The organism is Streptomyces sp. CB00316 (assembly GCF_001905595.1).
In the GTDB taxonomy this organism is placed as follows: Bacteria; Actinomycetota; Actinomycetes; order Streptomycetales; family Streptomycetaceae; genus Streptomyces.
Window position 1 is genome coordinate 506089 of record NZ_LIXI01000002.1, and the last position, 17214, is coordinate 523302.

Annotated in this window: 8 protein-coding genes; 7 read left to right on the forward strand and 1 reads right to left on the reverse strand. The window is 72.9% G+C overall.

What is annotated here, in order from left to right; all coding sequences use genetic code 11:
- The first annotated feature begins 176 nt into the window (after window positions 1-176).
- The 3 genes from AMK21_RS06340 (at window position 177) to AMK21_RS06350 (ending at window position 9613) form a co-directional block, all read left to right on the forward strand.
- Window positions 177-2300: a hypothetical protein gene (locus AMK21_RS06340; protein ID WP_073875016.1), complete on the forward strand. Its 2124-nt coding sequence runs from the start codon at window positions 177-179 to the stop codon at window positions 2298-2300.
- A gap of 236 nt (window positions 2301-2536) precedes the next feature.
- Complete coding sequence (locus AMK21_RS06345; RefSeq protein ID WP_073875018.1) at window positions 2537-7573, forward strand: DNA repair ATPase; 5037 nt, start codon at window positions 2537-2539, stop codon at window positions 7571-7573.
- Between the two features lie 30 nt (window positions 7574-7603).
- Window positions 7604-9613 carry an NAD-binding protein gene (locus AMK21_RS06350; protein ID WP_079181087.1) on the forward strand — a complete coding sequence of 670 codons (2010 nt, stop codon included), beginning with the start codon at window positions 7604-7606 and terminating at the stop codon, window positions 9611-9613.
- Window positions 9614-9635: 22 nt separating this feature from the next.
- Here the strand turns inward: AMK21_RS06350 and trpS are convergent, their stop codons facing one another.
- A complete protein-coding gene (gene trpS / locus AMK21_RS06355) occupies window positions 9636-10694 on the reverse strand; it encodes a tryptophan--tRNA ligase (RefSeq protein WP_073875022.1) in 1059 nt (352 codons plus the stop codon).
- Between the two features lie 651 nt (window positions 10695-11345).
- Between trpS and AMK21_RS06360 the strand changes: the two genes are divergently transcribed.
- The 4 genes from AMK21_RS06360 to AMK21_RS06375 all read left to right on the forward strand — a co-directional run bounded on the left by AMK21_RS06360 (window position 11346) and on the right by AMK21_RS06375 (window position 17147).
- Window positions 11346-12443: an LLM class flavin-dependent oxidoreductase gene (locus AMK21_RS06360; protein WP_073875024.1), complete on the forward strand. Its 1098-nt coding sequence runs from the start codon at window positions 11346-11348 to the stop codon at window positions 12441-12443.
- A gap of 5 nt (window positions 12444-12448) precedes the next feature.
- Window positions 12449-13108, forward strand: coding sequence for an FMN reductase (locus AMK21_RS06365; protein WP_073875026.1), 660 nt, complete (start codon window positions 12449-12451; stop codon window positions 13106-13108).
- A gap of 109 nt (window positions 13109-13217) precedes the next feature.
- Complete coding sequence (locus AMK21_RS06370) at window positions 13218-13640, forward strand: universal stress protein (RefSeq protein ID WP_073875028.1); 423 nt, start codon at window positions 13218-13220, stop codon at window positions 13638-13640.
- Window positions 13641-13796: 156 nt separating this feature from the next.
- Window positions 13797-17147 (forward strand): ATP-binding protein, encoded by a 3351-nt coding sequence (locus AMK21_RS06375; protein WP_073875620.1) that lies wholly within the window; start codon window positions 13797-13799, stop codon window positions 17145-17147.
- Window positions 17148-17214: the final 67 nt, after the last annotated feature.

The window sequence follows — 17214 nt, forward strand, 5'->3', positions numbered from 1 at the left end:
TGTCCGGTGGGGTGTGCGCTCCGCGGGGTCCCGGCCCCAGTGGCTGTGTCCCTGTGGGTGTCGCGGGGCGGTCCGCCTTACGCGTCGCCCCGTGCGCCCTTCGTCCTTCTCCTTACTCCGCTTCCTTGTTCTTCGTCTGTCCTGTTCTTCCGTACCTCCAGCCGCCAAGGACTCTTATGGATGCCATCTCCTTGGGCATCGGCGTGCTCATCGCCGTTGTCCTGCTCATCGTCGTCGCCATCGCCTTCGTCATCACCCGGCTGTTCCGCAAGGTCGAGCAGGGCAAGGCGCTGATCATCTCCAAGACCAAGAAGGTCGACGTGACCTTCACCGGCGCCGTCGTCCTGCCCGTGCTCCACAAGGCCGAGACGATGGACATCTCGGTCAAGACCATCGAGATCCGCCGCGCCGGGCGCGAAGGCCTCATCTGCCAGGACAACATCCGCGCCGACATCCAGATCACCTTCTTCGTCCGGGTCAACAAGACCGTCGAGGACGTCATCAAGGTCGCGCAGTCCATCGGTACGGCACGGGCCAGCGACAAGGTCGCCATCCAGGAGTTCTTCGCGGCGAAGTTCTCCGAGGCCCTCAAGACCGTCGGCAAGCAGCTCGACTTCGTCGACCTGTACACCAAGCGTGAGGAGTTCCGGGACCGGATCATCCAGGTCATCGGGACCGACCTGAACGGCTACCACCTCGACGACGCCGCGATCGACTTCCTCGAGCAGACCCCGATGTCGCAGCTCGACGGCGCCAACATCCTCGACGCCCAGGGCATCCGGAAGATCACCGAGTTGACGGCGATCGAGCACGTGCGCACCAACGAGTTCCAGCGCACCGAACAGAAGGAGATCACCCGGCAGGACGTCGACGCCCGGGAGACCATCCTGGAGCTGGAGCGCCGGCAGGCCGAGGCGGAGATCAAGCAGCGCCGCGAGGTCGAGGTGCTGCGGGCCCGCGAGGAGGCGGCCACCGCACGGGTGCAGGAGGAGGAGCGGCTCGGCGCGCAGACCGCGTTCATCAAGACCGAGGAGCAGCTCGGCATCCAGCGCGAGAACCAGGCGCGGGAGATCGCCGTCGCCCAGAAGAACCGTGAGCGCGTCATCGCCGTCGAGAGCGAGCGCATCGAGAAGGACCGGATGCTGGAGGTCATCGGGCGCGAGCGCGAGACCGAGCTGAACCGGATCGCCGCCACCAAGGAGGTCGAGGCCGAGCGCCGCGAGGTCGCCGACGTCATCCGGGAGCGGATCGCGGTGGACCGTACGGTCGCCGAGCAGGAGGAGTCCATCCTGACCCTGCGCGCCGTCGAGGACGCCGAGCGCTCCCGCAAGTCGATCATCATCGCCGCCGAGGCGGAGGCGCAGGAGAAGCTGGTCAAGGACATCAAGGCGGCCGAGGCGGCGGAGGCGGCCTCCACGCACCTGGCGGCCGAGCAGCTCACGCTCGCCGAGGCGCGGCTCAAGACCGCCGACCTCGACGCGCAGGCCAAGCTGAGGCTCGCGGAGGGCATCCAGGCGGAGACGGCCGCGCCCGGTCTCGCCGCGGTGCAGGTGCGGGACGCCGAGGCGGACGTCACCGAGAAGGCCGGTCTCGCGGAGGCCGAGGCCACGGCGGCCCGGCTCAAGGCCGAGGCCGAGGGTGCGCGGCTCAAGGCGCTCGCCACGGCGGAGGGCACGCAGGCCCAGGCGTCGGCGGACGCGGCCGTCATCGGAGAGAAGCTCAAGGCGGAGGCCGCGGGGCTCACGGAGAAGGCGGCCGCGATGGCGGCGCTGGACGAGGCGTCGCGCGGGCACGAGGAGTACCGCCTGCGGCTCGACGCGGAGAAGGAGATCCGGCTGGCCGGGCTCGAAGTGCAGCGGCAGGTGGCCGAGGCGCAGGCGACGGTCCTGGCGACCGGGCTGGAGAACGCCGACATCGACATCGTCGGCGGCGACTCGGTCTTCTTCGACCGGCTCGTCTCGTCGATCTCGCTCGGCAAGGCGGTGGACGGGTTCGTGGACAACTCACAGACCGCGCAGGCGCTGGCCGGGCCGTGGCTGGACGGGTCGTCGTCGTTCACCGATGACCTCAGCCGGGTGCTGGGGTCGGTCTCCACGGGCGACGTGCGGAACCTGACGGTGTCGGCGCTGCTGATGCGGCTGATGGGCTCGTCGGGGGCGGCTTCGGGACAGGTGGAGCAGTTGCTGGCGGCGGCCAGGGAGCTGGGGCTGGCGGATCTGCCGGTGTCTTCGGTGGCCGGTCAGAGGGTTGCTCCCTCGGGTGATGTGGTGGCCCGGAACGGGGCCGGGGCGGTCGGGTAGTTCCGCCTCCCGCCTGCCGTGGTCCGTCCGGCGTTCAAGGGCGGAACCCTTGGCCGGGGCCGGGCCGAGTGGGGCGCCCCACGGGGGTGGGCGCTTCACCGGCCGGGGTCACCTGGATCTGCCCCGCACGCTGGGGGCGGGCCGCCGGGGCCCGGGGTTCCGTCCTCGAACGCCGGACGGACTGGAATCGGCGGGCTGAGTCTCGCGTCGAACAGAACACGTAGGGAGCCGTACGCATGGACAGCGACATCACCGCCACCGCCACCGTCACCGCGCCGCAGGACCGGCAGGGCGGGGAGGGCGATGTGGATGCCGGTGCCTACGAAGTGCTGCGGCGGCGGCTCTCCGCGCAGGCCGGGGAGCTCGTGCGGCGGGCCGAGGCGCTCAACGCCCGGCGGACCGAGGCGTTCGGCTCGACCGAGCTGCGGCTGCTGGCCACCGAGCAGGTGCGCACCGAGCACGCCTCCGTGCCCCGCGACCTCATCGCCGTCGGCGGGCAGCTGCTCTTCGGCTTCGAGCGGGGGCCGGGGGCCCGGGGTGAGGCCGGGGTCGACGACGTACTCCTCGTACGGGACGCCGGGCCGGAGAACGACGCCCCCGAGGCGCACACCACCCTCCTCGACGACGAGGGGTTCCGGCGCGAGTTCGCCTCCCTCCACCGCTACTTCCGCGACGCCCGCCTCCTGCGCCTCCGCCGCGTCAACGGCAAGCTCCTCGCCGTCTTCCGTACGGGCGCGGACTCCGAGGACATCCGGGTCCTGCGCTGGGCCCTGGGGGCGGACGGGTCGCCCGGGGCGTTCCTCGACGCGCAGGGCGAGCGGGATCACGTCTTCCCGCCGTCGCACGACTTCGAGTGGACCGTCGCCGGGCGCGAGGCCCACGTCCCGGGACGCCACCCGCACATCGCCATCGGCAAGGGGGGCGGGCTCTTCGTCGACACGCTCGGGGGGACCCTGACCGTCAAGGTGACCGACGACACCGAGTCGCCGGACGGGATCTACGAGGAGCCCGTCGACGAGCCGTTGCAGTCACTGGCCGACGCGGACGTGGAGTACGCGGAGGCCGGGCCGCTGGTGCTGCTGCGCGTGCGGCCTTACAAGGAGGCGGCCTGGCGGCATCTGGTCTTCAACTCGCTGCTCTCCACCGTCCAGCGGCTCGACGGTATCGGGCCCGCCTGCCACCGGCTCCCCGAGGACCAGGGGATCATCTTCCCCGGCGGTTACTACCTCACCACCGGCACCGCGAAGACCTTCGACACGGCGGAGGAGCTGTGCGAGCCGGTCTTCGAGGGCGCGGTGCGCTCACCCAACGGGGAGGACGTGCTGTACGTCTTCCGCTCCCGTGACGGTGTGCGGAGCCTCCTCCTCCCGTACAACCTGATCCGCCAGGAGGTCGCCACCCCGCTCACGGGGCGCGGCCACGCGCTCCTGGACGACGGCACGTTGGTCCTGCTCCGGGACAACCCGGACGGGCCGGCGCGGGTGCACCCGTTGCAGCGCTGGCAGACGCCGTACGTCTCCGACACCTACGCCGCTTCCCGCCCGGCCGGGACCGGGCCCCTCGCCCGGACCGGGAACGCCGACCTCGTACGCGGGATCTCCGACTGCCTCGCGCTCGCCCACGGCGTACGGGACATGACGCCGACGAGTGCCGTGTACGGGCAGCTCGCCGCCGACTGCGCGCGGGCCCAGGACCGGTACCACTGGCTGTCGGATCCCGAACTGGGATCACTGGCCGCGCCGTTGGGGCAGTTGCGGACGACCGCGCAGCAGGTGCTGGCCGAGTTCACCGCCGTACAGGAGCTGACGCGGCGCGCCGCTGACGCGCTGGAGGAGACCACCACGCGCATCACCGCGCTGGTGCGGCGCGTACGCGGTGAGGTGCCGGGGTCGGCCGCCGCCTGGGTGGAGCGGCTGACCGAACTCCGCCAGGCCCACGGACACTTGGCGACGATCAGCGAGATGCGGTACGCCGACGCCGAGCGGATCGCGGAGCTGTCCGCCCGGACCGAGGACGACATCGCCTCGGCCGCTCAGCGGGCCGTGTCGTTCCTCGCCCGCGAGGACGCCTTCGACGGTTACCACGAGGACGTCTCGGGGCTGGTCGCCGACGCGGGTGCGCTCGCGACCGTCCGGGATGCCTCCGCCGTCACCGACCGGCTGGCCGCGATGACGGACGGCCTTGCCACCGTCACCGATGTGGTGGCCGGGCTGGAGATCGGCGACGCCACCGTGCGTACGTCGATCCTGGAACGGATCGCCGAGGTGCTGGGCGGGGCGAACCGTGCCCGCGCCACGCTGGAGGCGCGCCGGCGGGAGCTGCTGTCGAAGGAGGGGCGGGCCGAGTTCGCCGCCGAGTTCGCGCTGCTCGGGCAGGCGGTGACGGGGGCGCTGGCCGCCGCCGATTCACCGGAGGCGTGCGACGACCAACTCGCGCGGCTGCTACTTCAGTTGGAGAACCTGGAGTCGCGGTTCGCCGAGTTCGACGACTTCCTCGCCGAGCTGGCCGAGCGCCGGAGCGAGGTGTACGACGCCTTCTCGGCCCGTAAGCAGACGCTCCAGGACGAGCGGGCGCGGCGGGCCGAACGGCTGGCCGGGTCGGCGCGGCGGGTGCTGGAGACCATCGGCCGGCGCGTGGCCGCGCTCGCGGATCTGGACGCCGTCCACACGTACTTCGCTTCCGACCCGATGGTCGCCAAGGTCCGGCGGACCGCCGACGAGCTGCGGGAACTGGGCGATCCCGTACGGGCGGAGGAGCTGGACGGGCGGCTGAAGGCGGCCCGCCAGGAGGCCGGGCGGGCGCTGCGGGACCGCAGCGAGCTGTACGCGGACGGCGGCTCCGCCATCAAGCTGGGGCGGCACCGGTTCGCCGTCAACACCCAGCCGTTCGACCTGACGCTCGTGCCCTCAGGGGAGCGGCTCGCCTTCGCGCTGACCGGGACGGACTACCGGGCCCCGGTCACCGACCCGGCGTTCGAGGCGACCCGCCCGTACTGGGAGCAGCTGCTCCCCTCGGAGTCGGCCGCCGTCTACCGGGGCGAGTACCTGGCGACCCGGCTGCTGGAGGAGCGCGGCGCCGAGTCCCTCGCCGCGCTGAGCGAGGCCGAACTAGCGCTGCACGTACGGGAGTCGGCGGCCGAAGCCTATGACGAGGGGTACACCCGGGGCGTCCACGACGAGGACGCCACCGCCATCCTGCGGGCCCTGCTGCGCCTGCACTCGGAGGCGGGGCTCCTGCGTCACGAGCCCGCCGTCCGCGCGGCCGCCCAGCTCTTCTGGGCGTACGGGACGGAGGAGGCCCAACGTGTCTCGTGGACCCGGCGGGCCGCTTCCCTGGCCCGCGCCCGTGACACCTTCGGGCTCGCCCCGGCCATCGCCGTGCTTCAGGAGGAGTGGGCGGCCGAGATCAGCGGGTTCGGGGATGCGGCACGGCCCGACGCCGTCGCCTCGTACCTCTTCGAGGAGCTGACCGGCGGGCCCGCCGGGTTCGTCGTGGGCACCTCGATCCGCGCCTTCCTGGACGCGTTCCACCGCGCCGCCGGCCCCGACGCGTACGGGGACGACCTCGCCGCCCTCGACGATGACCTGGCCGCCCGGAAGCAGCTCGTGGAGGGCTGGCTCATCCCGTACGCGCAGGCCTCCGGCGCCGCTCCCACCGACGGCGATGTGGCGGAGGCCGTGGCGGTGGAGCTCTGCCCGGAGCTGGAGCGGTACGCGTGCGACGCGCCGCTCACGGAGCGGGTCGAAGGCCTCCTCGGGGACCACCCGCGCATCGGGGGTGGCGGAGTCCTCACCGTACGGATCGATGAACTCCTGTCCCGTACAGAGGAGTTCCGTACGCACACCGTGCCCGCCTTCCGTGCCTACCAGCGGCTGCGCACCTCCCTGGTGGCCGCCGAGCGCGGGCGGCTGCGGCTGGACGACCACCGGCCGCGCGTGATGTCGGCGTTCGTCCGCAACCGGCTGCTGGACGAGGTGTACCTGCCGCTGATCGGCGACAGCCTCGCCAAGCAGCTCGGCACCGCCGACGCCGACCGGCGTACCGACTCGCAGGGCCTGCTCCTGCTCGTCTCCCCGCCCGGCTACGGCAAGACGACTCTCATGGAGTACGTCGCGGACCGGCTCGGGATGGTGCTCGTCAAGATCAGCGGGCCGAATCTGGGGCGTGACGTGACGTCGCTCGATCCCGCCCAGGCGCCGAGCGCGACCGCCCGGCAGGAGATCGAGAAGATCAACTTCGCACTGGAGGCGGGCAACAACACGCTCCTCTACCTCGACGACATCCAGCACACCTCGCCCGAACTGCTGCAGAAGTTCATCCCGCTGTGCGACGCCACCCGCCGTATCGAGGGCGTCCGGGACGGCGAGCCGCGCAGCTACGACCTGCGGGGCAAGCGGTTCGCGGTCTGCATGGCGGGCAACCCGTACACGGAGTCCGGCGAGCAGTTCCGCATCCCGGACATGCTCGCGAACCGGGCCGACGTGTGGAACCTGGGCGAGGTGCTCAGCGGCCGCGACGACGTCTTCGCGCTGAGCTTCGTGGAGAACGCGCTGACCGCCAACCCGGTCCTCGCCCCGCTCGCCGCCCGCTCGCGCGACGACCTGGCGCTGCTGGTGCGCCTGGCCGGCGGCGGCGATCCGGCGGCCCGGGCCGAGCACCTGGAACACCCCTACTCAGCGCCCGAGTTGGATGCCATCCTTGCCGTGCTGCGCCATCTGCTCACCGCCCGGGACACCGTCCTCGCGGTGAACGCGGCGTACATCGCGTCCGCCGCGCGGACGGACGCGACGCGCACGGAGCCGCCGTTCCGGCTCCAGGGTTCGTACCGCAACATGAACAAGATCGCGGAGCGGATCGTGCCCGTCATGAACGACGCCGAGCTCTCCGCCGTCGTGGACGACCACTACGCGGGCGAGGCCCAGACGCTCACCACGGGCGCCGAGGCCAACCTGCTGAAGCTGGCCGCCCTGCGGGGCACGCTCACCGCCGAGCAGGCCGAGCGGTGGGCGGCGATCACCGCCTCCTACGTCCGTACGCAGGCACTCGGCGGCCCGGACGGCGACCCGATGACCCGGGCCGTGGCCGCGCTGGGGCTGCTCGCGGACCGGATCGCGGCGGTGGAGACGGCGATCCGGCGGGCGGCGGATCCGCGCCACCTGCTGGCAGGCCCGGCTACCCAGCCGCCCACGCCCTCAGGGAATCAGCCACCCGGAGAACAGAACCGGCCAGGGCTTCAGAACCACCGTGCGAAGATCACGAACATTCCCCACTGACCGGGAAGACCGACCCGGAAGGATCACGGCATGCTGGGTTTCGTGCCCCCACTTCCTCAGCAGCCGGGACGCCCGCGGCCAGGGCGTCCTCCGTCCGCCGGCCACATGATCGTCTGCGGCGACGACGCGCTCGCGCGCCGGCTCGCCGTGGAGCTGCGCTTCGTCTACGGGGAACGGGTCACGCTGCTCCTGCCGCCCGGCCGCGACGCCAGCGGTCCCGAGACGCCGCTGACCCAACGGGGGCGCGCGGCGGCCCTGTTCGGGCGGATGTCGGCGGCGATGAACCGCACCGCCGTCCACGGAGGCGGGGGCGGCAGCGACACCAACGCCGGGGTCGAGGCCGTGCGGATCATGGAGGCGCCCGAACCCTCCGACGACGTACTGGAGGAGGCGGGCGTCGACCGGGCGGCCGCCCTCGCCCTCGTCTACGACGACGACGAGCGCAACATCCGCGCCGCCCTGACCGCCCGCCGCCTCAACCCCCGTCTGCGGCTGGTGATCCGGCTCTACAACCGCAAGCTCGGCCAGCACCTGGAGGAGCTGCTCGACCAGGCGGCCGCCGTCGCCATGCCCGGCATCGACGCGGCGCTCCTCGACGCATCCACCACCGTCCTCTCCGACGCCGACACGGCCGCCCCCGCGCTCGCCGCCACCGCGCTCACCGGCAGCAGCAAGATCATCCAGGCCGAGGGGCTGCTCCTGCGCGCCGCCGAACGCCCGCCGCCGCGCCCCGGCGAGACCCTCGACCCCGGGCTGTGCACCCTCGCGCTGCTCTCCTCCACCACCAACGACCCGGCGGGATCGGAGGGTTCGGAGGGCAGCGGCGCCGAGGGTCCCCAACTCCTGCCCGACGAGCAGACCGTGGCCGCCGCCGAAGGACGCGGGTCCGTCGTCCTGGAGGCGATCAGCCGGGCCGATCCGGACCGGCCCGCGACCCGGATGGGAGGCCGGGGCGCACCGCTCGCCCAGGTCTTCTCACGCAGGCTGCGCTGGTCGGCCCTCGGCGTCGCGGTCGCCGCCGTCGCCCTGGTGGTCGCCTCGCTCCTGACCACCGAGGACACGGCGGTCCACTCCACCTACCTCACCCTGCTCGACCTGCTGGGCATGAACGACCCGGCGGAGGACGCCCCGCCGGCCCGGCAGATCATCCAGCTCCTCTCCGGCATCGCCGGGCTCCTCCTGCTCCCGCTGCTGATCGCCGCCGTCCTGGAGGCGTTCGGCACCCTGCGCACCGCCTCCTCGCTGCGCCGCCCGCCCCGCGGTCTGTCGGGGCACGTGGTGCTGCTGGGGCTCGGCAAGATCGGTACGCGTGTCCTCGTACGCCTCCGCGAGCTCGACATCCCCGTGGTCGTCGTGGAGGAGGACCCCGAGGCGCGGGGCATCCCGCTGGCCCGCTCCATGCACGTGCCGACCGTCCTCGGCGACGTCACCCAGGAAGGCGTCCTCGAAGCGGCCAAGATCCGCCGCGCCCACGCCCTCCTCGCGCTCACCAGCATCGACACGACGAACCTGGAAGCGACGCTGTACGCACGGTCGGTGAAGCCGGACCTGAGGGTGGCGCTGCGGCTGTACGACGACGAGTTCGCCACCGCCGTCTACCGCACCCTGCGCACCGCGCACCCTCAGGCCCTGACCCGCTCCCGGTCCGTCTCCCACCTGGCCGCGCCCTCCTTCGCGGTCGCCATGATGGGCCGCCAGATCCTGGGGGCGATCCCGGTCGAGCGGAAGGTCATGCTCTTCGCCGCCCTGGAGGTGGCGGGCCACCCTCAGCTGGAGGGCCGCACGGTGGAGCAGGCGTTCCAGGCGAGCTCGTGGCGGGTCCTGGCCATCGACGCGACCCCGCCCGCCGACCGCAACCCCGACCTCGCCACACTCCCCCCGTACCCCCCGGAGGGCAGCCCTCCGCCGCCCTCCGGCCTGGTCTGGGACCTGCACCCCGGGTACGTGCTGCGCGCCCAGGACCGGGTGGTGATCGCGGCCACCCGGCGGGGTCTCGCGGAACTGCTGCGGCGGCAGCGGACGGTGCTGCCGCGACAGTGAGGCCGTTGTCGCGTTCACCTGGCTACCGGAACGTGCCCATCGCCTCCCGCACCTCCTCCAGCGTGGCCTCCGCGAGCGCGTTAGCCCGCTCGTTGCCCGCGCGCAGGACGGACCGTACGTAGGTGAGGTCCGCCGCGTACTCCGCCCGCCGGGCCCGGTAGGGCGCCAGGTGGCTGTTGACCGCGTCGGTCACCGTCCGCTTGAGAGCGGCCGCCCCGCCGTCACCGGTCTCCGCCGCGACCTCGTGCGGGTCCCGGTCCAGACAGAGGGCGGCCAGCAGGACGAGGGAGGAGACGCCGGGGCGGGTGCCGGGGTCGTAGGTGATGTGCCGGTCGGCGTCCGTGGTCGCGCCCTTGATCAGGCGGGCCGTCTCGTCGGCGCTGGCGCCGAGGGGTACGGAGTTGGCGCGGCTCTTGCTCATCTTGGTGCCGTCGGTGCCGAGGAGGAGGGGGGCGGCGGAGAGCAGGGCGTCGGGTTCCGGGAAGACGTTCCCGTACCGCTCGTTGAAACGGCGGGCGATCGTCCGGGTGAGTTCGAGGTGCGGCAGCTGGTCCTGGCCGACGGGGACCACGTTGCCCTTGCAGGAGAGGATGTCGGCCGCCTGGTGGACCGGATAGGTGAGCATCAGCCCGCTGACCACCGACTGCCGGGAGTGCGCGATCTCGTCCTTGACCGTGGGGTTGCGGCTCAGCTCCGCTACGGAGACGAGGCTGAGGAAGGGCAGCAGGAGCTGGTTGAGCGCGGGGACGGCGCTGTGGTTGAAGACTGTGGACCGGGCGGGGTCGATGCCGAGGGCCAGGTAGTCCAGGAGCAGCCCGTCGGTGTACTCCCCCAGCCGCTCGGCGGTGTCCCGGTCGGTGAGGACCTGGTAGTCGGGGATGAGGATCATGACGTCCACGCCGAGGTCCTGGAGGCGGACGCGGTTGCGCAGGGTGCCGAAGTAGTGGCCGAGGTGGAGGGGGCCGGTGGGGCGGTCGCCGGTGAGGACCCGGAAGCGGCCGGGGTCCTGGGCGATGTGGTGCTCCAGCTCGGCGCTGCGGTGGGCGGCGGGGGTGGTGGTGGGTGCGGTGGTGGTGGTCATGGCTGGGTGTCTCCTCGCGGGTGGCGGGTGCGCGGAGGACGGCCCGAGCGGTGGGGGCTGGGATGCCCCCTTCCCGTACATCGCGCCTGTGAGAAGGCAGCGAAAAAGGGCCGTCCATGGTGAACGGCCCTGGGTTCCGTGCAGACAGATGCTGCGGCCGCTCCTAAGAGGAGCGCCACCAGTTTCGGCACGGTACGGAGGTCATGCGGTCAGTGTAGCGGCCATGGGCTTACGCGGAGGCCGCCGGCGGCGGGCGCAGACCGGTGCGCGGACGGGGCTGTACGTGGCCGCCGAGGGCATCTATTAGGTGCGCGGGCTCGATCACCACCGACCTGGAGACCACGAGCCCCGGCGGGGCCGACCTCACCCCGACCAAGCCGTAGCTGCTCTCCGTGCCGGCGGGCGCCGGCCTCGACGGGATCGAGCAGAGCGGTGACGCGTCCCTGCTGGGCGACTTCTTCGCCGTACTCGTGGAACCGGGCACGTCGTTCCCGATCGTGATGCCGTGAACAGCGGTGTTCCTGGTCATCGGGTGCTGAGGGCCGGGGAATAGGCCTTGGGGGTGACCCGTTGTAGGATGTAGTTCAACGTTCAACCAATTGTCCCGCAGGGGCTACACCGACCACGCGGACCACTCAGGAGGCGGGTGCCATGCAGTTCGGGATCTTCACCGTCGGAGACGTCACCACCGACCCGACCACCGGCCGGACGCCGACCGAGAACGAGCGGATCAAGGCGACCCTGGCCATCGCGCGGAAGGCCGAGGAGGTCGGCCTGGACGTCTTCGCGACCGGCGAGCACCACAACCCTCCGTTCGTCCCGTCGTCCCCGACGACGACGCTCGGCTACATCGCCGCCCGCACCGAGAACCTGATCCTGTCCACGTCCACCACCCTGATCACCACCAACGACCCCGTGAAGATCGCCGAGGACTACGCCACCCTCCAGCACCTCGCGGACGGCCGCGTCGACCTCATGATGGGCCGGGGCAACACCGGGCCGGTCTACCCCTGGTTCGGCAAGGACATCCGCCAGGGCATCCCGATGGCCATCGAGAACTACGCCCTGCTGCACCAGCTGTGGCGCGAGGACGTCGTGGACTGGGAGGGCAAGTTCCGTACGCCGCTCCAGTCCTTCACCGCCACCCCGCGCCCGCTGGACGGCGTCCCCCCGTTCGTCTGGCACGGCTCCATCCGTTCCCCGGAGATCGCCGAACAGGCCGCCTATTACGGTGACGGGTTCTTCCACAACAACATCTTCTGGCCCATGGAACACACCAGGAAGATGGTGGACCTCTACCGGCGCCGTTACGCCCACTACGGTCACGGCACCGCCGAACAGGCCATCGTGGGGCTCGGCGGCCAGGTGTTCATGCGGAAGAACTCGCAGGACGCGGTACGGGAGTTCCGCCCGTACTTCGACAACGCGCCGGTCTACGGCCACGGCCCGTCCCTGGAGGACTTCACCCGCGAGACCCCGCTGACCGTGGGCTCCCCGCAGGAGGTGATCGAGCGGACGCTGACCTTCCGGGAGGCGGTGGGCGACTACCAGCGGCAGCTGTTCCTGATGGACCACGCGGGGCTCCCGCTGAAGACGGTCCTGGAGCAGCTCGACATCCTCGGCGAGGAGGTCGTACCCGTGCTGCGTAAGGAGTTCGCCAACCTGCGGCCGGCCGGTGTGCCGGAATCCGCGCCCGTCCACCCGGCGGTCGCCGCCGCCCGTGCCTCTGCCACCCGGAAGGGGGCTTGACCTCCATGTTCGCCACCACTCCTCTGCGCATCGTGGCCGTCTCGGCCGGACTGAGCCAGCCGTCCTCCACCCGGCTGCTGGCCGACCGGCTGGCCGCCGCCACCCGTGAGCGCCTCGCGGCCGAGCAGGACCGGAACGTCGAGGTCCAGGTCGTCGAACTCCGCGACCTCGCCGTGGACATCGCGAACCACCTGGTCAGCGGGTTCCCGTCGGCCACGCTGCGGGAGGCGATCGACGCGGTGACGGAGGCGGACGGGGTGATCGCCGTGACACCGGTGTTCACCGCCTCGTACAGCGGTCTGTTCAAGTCGTTCTTCGACCTGATCGACAACACCGCGCTGACCGGCAAGCCCGTCGCGATCGCCGCGACGGGCGGCACGGCCCGCCACTCGCTGGTCCTGGAGCACGCGCTGCGCCCGCTCTTCGCCTACCTGCGAGCCGTCACCGTACCGACGTCCGTCTACGCCGCCTCCGAGGACTGGGGCTCCTCCGGCGACGAGTACACCGAGGGCCTGCCGTCCCGGATCCGGCGCGCCGGCGGCGAGCTGGCATCGGCGGTCCTGGGCCGCACGGCCTCCGGTGCCTCCCGCGCGCCGGGCCTGGGCGACGGGGAGGAAGCGGTCGTGCCCTTCGAGCAGCAACTCGCGGACCTGCGGCTGGACTGAGCCGACCGGCCCTCCCTCCCTGCCAGCCCAGCCCGATTGTCCGTTTGATTACAGTGAGACCGGATGCTGTAACGCATCTGTTCCGAGCCGCACCGAGCTGGAGGCAGATATGGGCAGGATCGTCGTGGGCGTGGACGGGTCCGATCCCTCGATCAAGGCACTGCACTGGGCCGTACGCCAGGCCGAGCTGACCCGTGACACCGTGGAGGCCGTGAACAGCTGGGAGTACCCCGCGACCAGCTGGGCCTCGATGATGCCGGGTCTGCCGGAGGACTTCGACCCGCAGGCGCTGGCGACCGCCTCCCTCAACGAGGCGCTGGAGGAGGCCCTCGGCGCCGAAGGGGCCGCCGCGGTCACCAAGGTCGTGGTCATCGGCAACCCCGCCCAGTCCCTGCTGGACCGGGCCCGGGGCGCCAACCTGCTCGTCGTGGGCGCCCGGGGCCGCAGCGGCCTCAAGGCGACGCTGCTCGGCTCGGTCAGCCTCCACGTCACGCAGCACGCGCCGTGCCCGGTGACGGTGGTACGCGACTGAGGGGCCCAGCTCCCGTCGCTGCGTCGGTGCCCCCCTTCGGCCTGGTCGTCCGGCCTGGTCGTTCGGCCTGGTCGTTCGGCCTGGTCGGAGGGGGTCACCGGCCTGCCCCCGGCAAAAGGAGGGGCCGTTGTCAGTGGGCCCTCCTATCGTGTGGTCATGACCCCTGCTCTGTTCGGGCGCGACCACCCCGCAGGCATCCTCCGCTCGGAGATCGTCCGGGCCACGGAGAGCCACGGCGGGCTCGTGCTGGTCACGGGCGAGGCCGGGATCGGGAAGACCACCCTCGTCACCGACGCCGCGCACGAGGCGCGGCGGCGTGGGGCGCTGGTGGTCGGCGGCTCCTGCTGGGACTCCGACAGCACTCCCGGCTACTGGCCCTGGGTGCAGGTGCTGCGCGGCCTGCGCCGCTCCGCCACGGCGGCGGAGTGGGCGGCGGCCCAGGATTCGGCGGACGGGCGTCTCGGCGTGCTCCTCGGGGACGCGGCGAGTAACGGCCCGGCCACGGGAGATGTGGACGGGGACGGCGCTTCCGGTGCGCCCAGTCTTTCCGGTGCCTCCGGCGCGTCCGGTGCTTCGTCCGACGGTCCCGAGGCCTTCGGGCTGTACGACGCGGTGACCACCGCCCTCGTCACCCTCTCCCAGAGCCGCCCGCTGGTGGTGGTCCTGGACGACCTTCACAGCGCCGACCCGGCCTCGCTCCGCCTGCTCGAATTCGCCGCCCAGCACGCCTGGTTCGAGCGGCTCCTGCTCATCGGCACCTACCGGGACGTCGAGGTGGAGGCGCCCGGCCACCCGCTCCAGCAGCTGATCCTGCCCCTCGTCTCGCGCGCCTCCGCCACTCTCACGCTGACCGGCCTGGGCCGCGACGAGGTGGGGGCGCTGATGGCCGTGACGACGGGCCGCGAGCCCGAGCCCCGACTGGTCGACGAGGTCCACCGGCGCACCGGCGGCAACCCGTTCTTCGTCGAGCAGACGGCCCGGCTCTGGCACAGCGGCAGCCACGTATCCACCATCCCGCCCGGGGTGCGGGAGGCGGTCCGGCAGCGGCTGAGCCTGCTGCCGGACGCGGTCGTCTCCCTGCTGACCGCCGCCGCCGTGCTCGGCCGGGAGTTCCGCCGGCAGGTGCTGGCCGTGGTGCACGGCTCCCCGGTCCCCCAGGTGCTGCGGCTGCTGGAGTCGGCGATCGTCGCCCGGGTCGTGGTCCCACGCCCCTCCGGCAGTTACGCCTTCGCCCACGACCTGCTCCGCGAGACGCTGTACGCCTCCCTCGGTGACGCGGACGCCCGCCGCCGCCACGCCGCCGCCGTACGGGCGCTGGACGCGCACGGCGGCCTCGACGTGGTGCGGCCCGGGGACCTCGCCCGCCACGCCCACCTCGCCGGGGCAGAGCTGGAGCGCGACCGCCGGATCGATCTGCTGCTCGCCGCCGCCCGGGACGCCTCCGGGCGCCTCGCCGACGAGGAGGCCATCGGCCACTACCGCCGGGCCCTCGCGGTGGCGTCGGGGGAGCCGGCCCCGGAAGCGGGCGGTGCGCCGGTCGGGGAGGCGCCGGGGAGCGGGCCGGGCGGAGGATCGCCGGGGCGTGGGCCGGGGCCCGACCGGCGCCGGACCGCGCTCATCTGCCTCGACCTCGGCGACCAGCTGCGGCACGCCGGGGAGGGCGCCGAGGCGGGCCGCCTGCTGGACCGGGCGGTGGACCTGGCGCGGGAGCTGGACGATCCCGAGCTGCTGGCCCGGGTGGCGATCACCCTGTACCGTCGGGGCACCCTGGGCGGCGGCGAGGCGTTCATGGTGACGTTCCTGGGCGAGGCGCACCGCAAGGTCACCGGCAGGGACGGGCAGGACAGCCTCTCCGCCGACCGGCTCGCGCAGGAGCTGGCCATCCACATCATGGCGCTGGCCCGCGACGGCTCGGACGACGAGGCCCTCGCCTTCTCGCTCTGGGCCCGCCACGACTCCGTATGGGGTCTGGGCTCGGCGGTGGAGCGGCTGGGGCTGACCGACGAGATGGCCGTCGTCGGTCGGCGCACCCAGAACCTGGACATGGAGCTGCACGCCACCTCCATGCGGTGGGTCGCCCTGCTGGAGCTGGGCGATCCGGCCTTCATCGACCAGTACCGCACGTTCATCCGGGCCGCCGAGCGCTCGGAGCTGCCCCGGTTCGCCCTGGCCGTCGCCGTCGACGGCAGCCTGATCGCCTCCCTCCAGGGCCGGTTCACCGAGGCGGCCGACGCCCTCCGGGACGAGGCTCTCGGCCTGGAGGGCGAGGACCACGAGGCCTTCGGCTTCATGGGGCGCCATCTGCAGTGGTCCCTGCACCTGCTCCGGGGGCACTTCGCGGAGGCCGAGAAGGTCCTCGCCGCGCTGCCGGGCGCCCGGTATCCCTGCCCCGGGCTGCTGGAGTCGCTCACCGCGGTGGAGCAGGGCGACGCGGCCCCGGCCCTCCGCCTGATCGCCGAGCAGTCGGACCGCCCGGCCCCCTATCCGCGGGCCTTCATGCCGCTCTGGCTCAGGCTGCTGGCCCAGACGGCCGCGACCACCGGCGACCGCCGCCTCATCACCCGCGCCGAGGACGAGCTCACGCCGTACACCGGCCAGTGGGTCGTCTCGCTGTACGGGTGCGACATCGGCGGCCCCGTCGACCTCTGGCTCGGGATGCTCGCCGCCGCCCGCGACGACCGGGACACGGCGGTGGCCACGCTCGCCGAGGCCGCCGCCTCCGCGGACCGCCTCGGCGCCCGACCCTGGGCCGTACGCGCCCGGCTGCACCTGGCCCGCTCCCTCCTCGCCCGCGCGGAGCCGGGCGACACCGGCCGGGCCCGCGCGCTGCTGGCCGAAGTGGAGCGGGAGGCGGACGAGTTGGGCCTGTACCACCTGGCCTCCGAAGGTCCCGTCCTCCGCGCGCTCCCGGCGCCCACCGACCGCTCCCCTGTCCTTGCCGCTGCCACCCCCGCCCCGGCCGCCGCCGAGTTCCGCCGCGACGGTTCCGTATGGCAGCTGCGCTGGGACGGGCGGACCGTGCACGTCCCCGACGCCAAGGGGCTAAGGGACCTGCACAGCCTGCTGGGGCTCCCCGGTGCCGACGTCCCGGCCGTGCAACTGCTCGCCCCCGAGGGCGGCGCCGTCGTGGCAGCCGCCGGCCGGCTGGGCGGCGACCCGGTGCTCGACGAGGAGGCAAAGCGGCGGTACAAGGCGCATCTGGCCCGGCTGGACGCCGAGATAGACCGCGCCGCGGCCCGGGACGACACCCGGCAGGTGAGGGCGTACGACCGGGAGCGGCAGGCCCTCCTCGACCAGCTGCGCACCGCGGCGGGGCTCGGTGGCCGGAGCCGCCGCCTGGGCGACGAGACCGAGCGGGCCCGCAAGACGGTCACCGCCCGGATCCGCGACACCCTGCGCAAGCTGGACTCCCTGCACCCCGAACTGGCGGCCCACCTGCGGGAATCCGTGACCACGGGCACCACCTGCGCCTACCGCCCCGGCGACGCCCCGGACTGGCGCCTGTGACCCCGGCCGACGCCTGTGGCCCGGCACCGAATCGGCCCCGGGCCACAGCAGGCCGGTCACTTCCTGC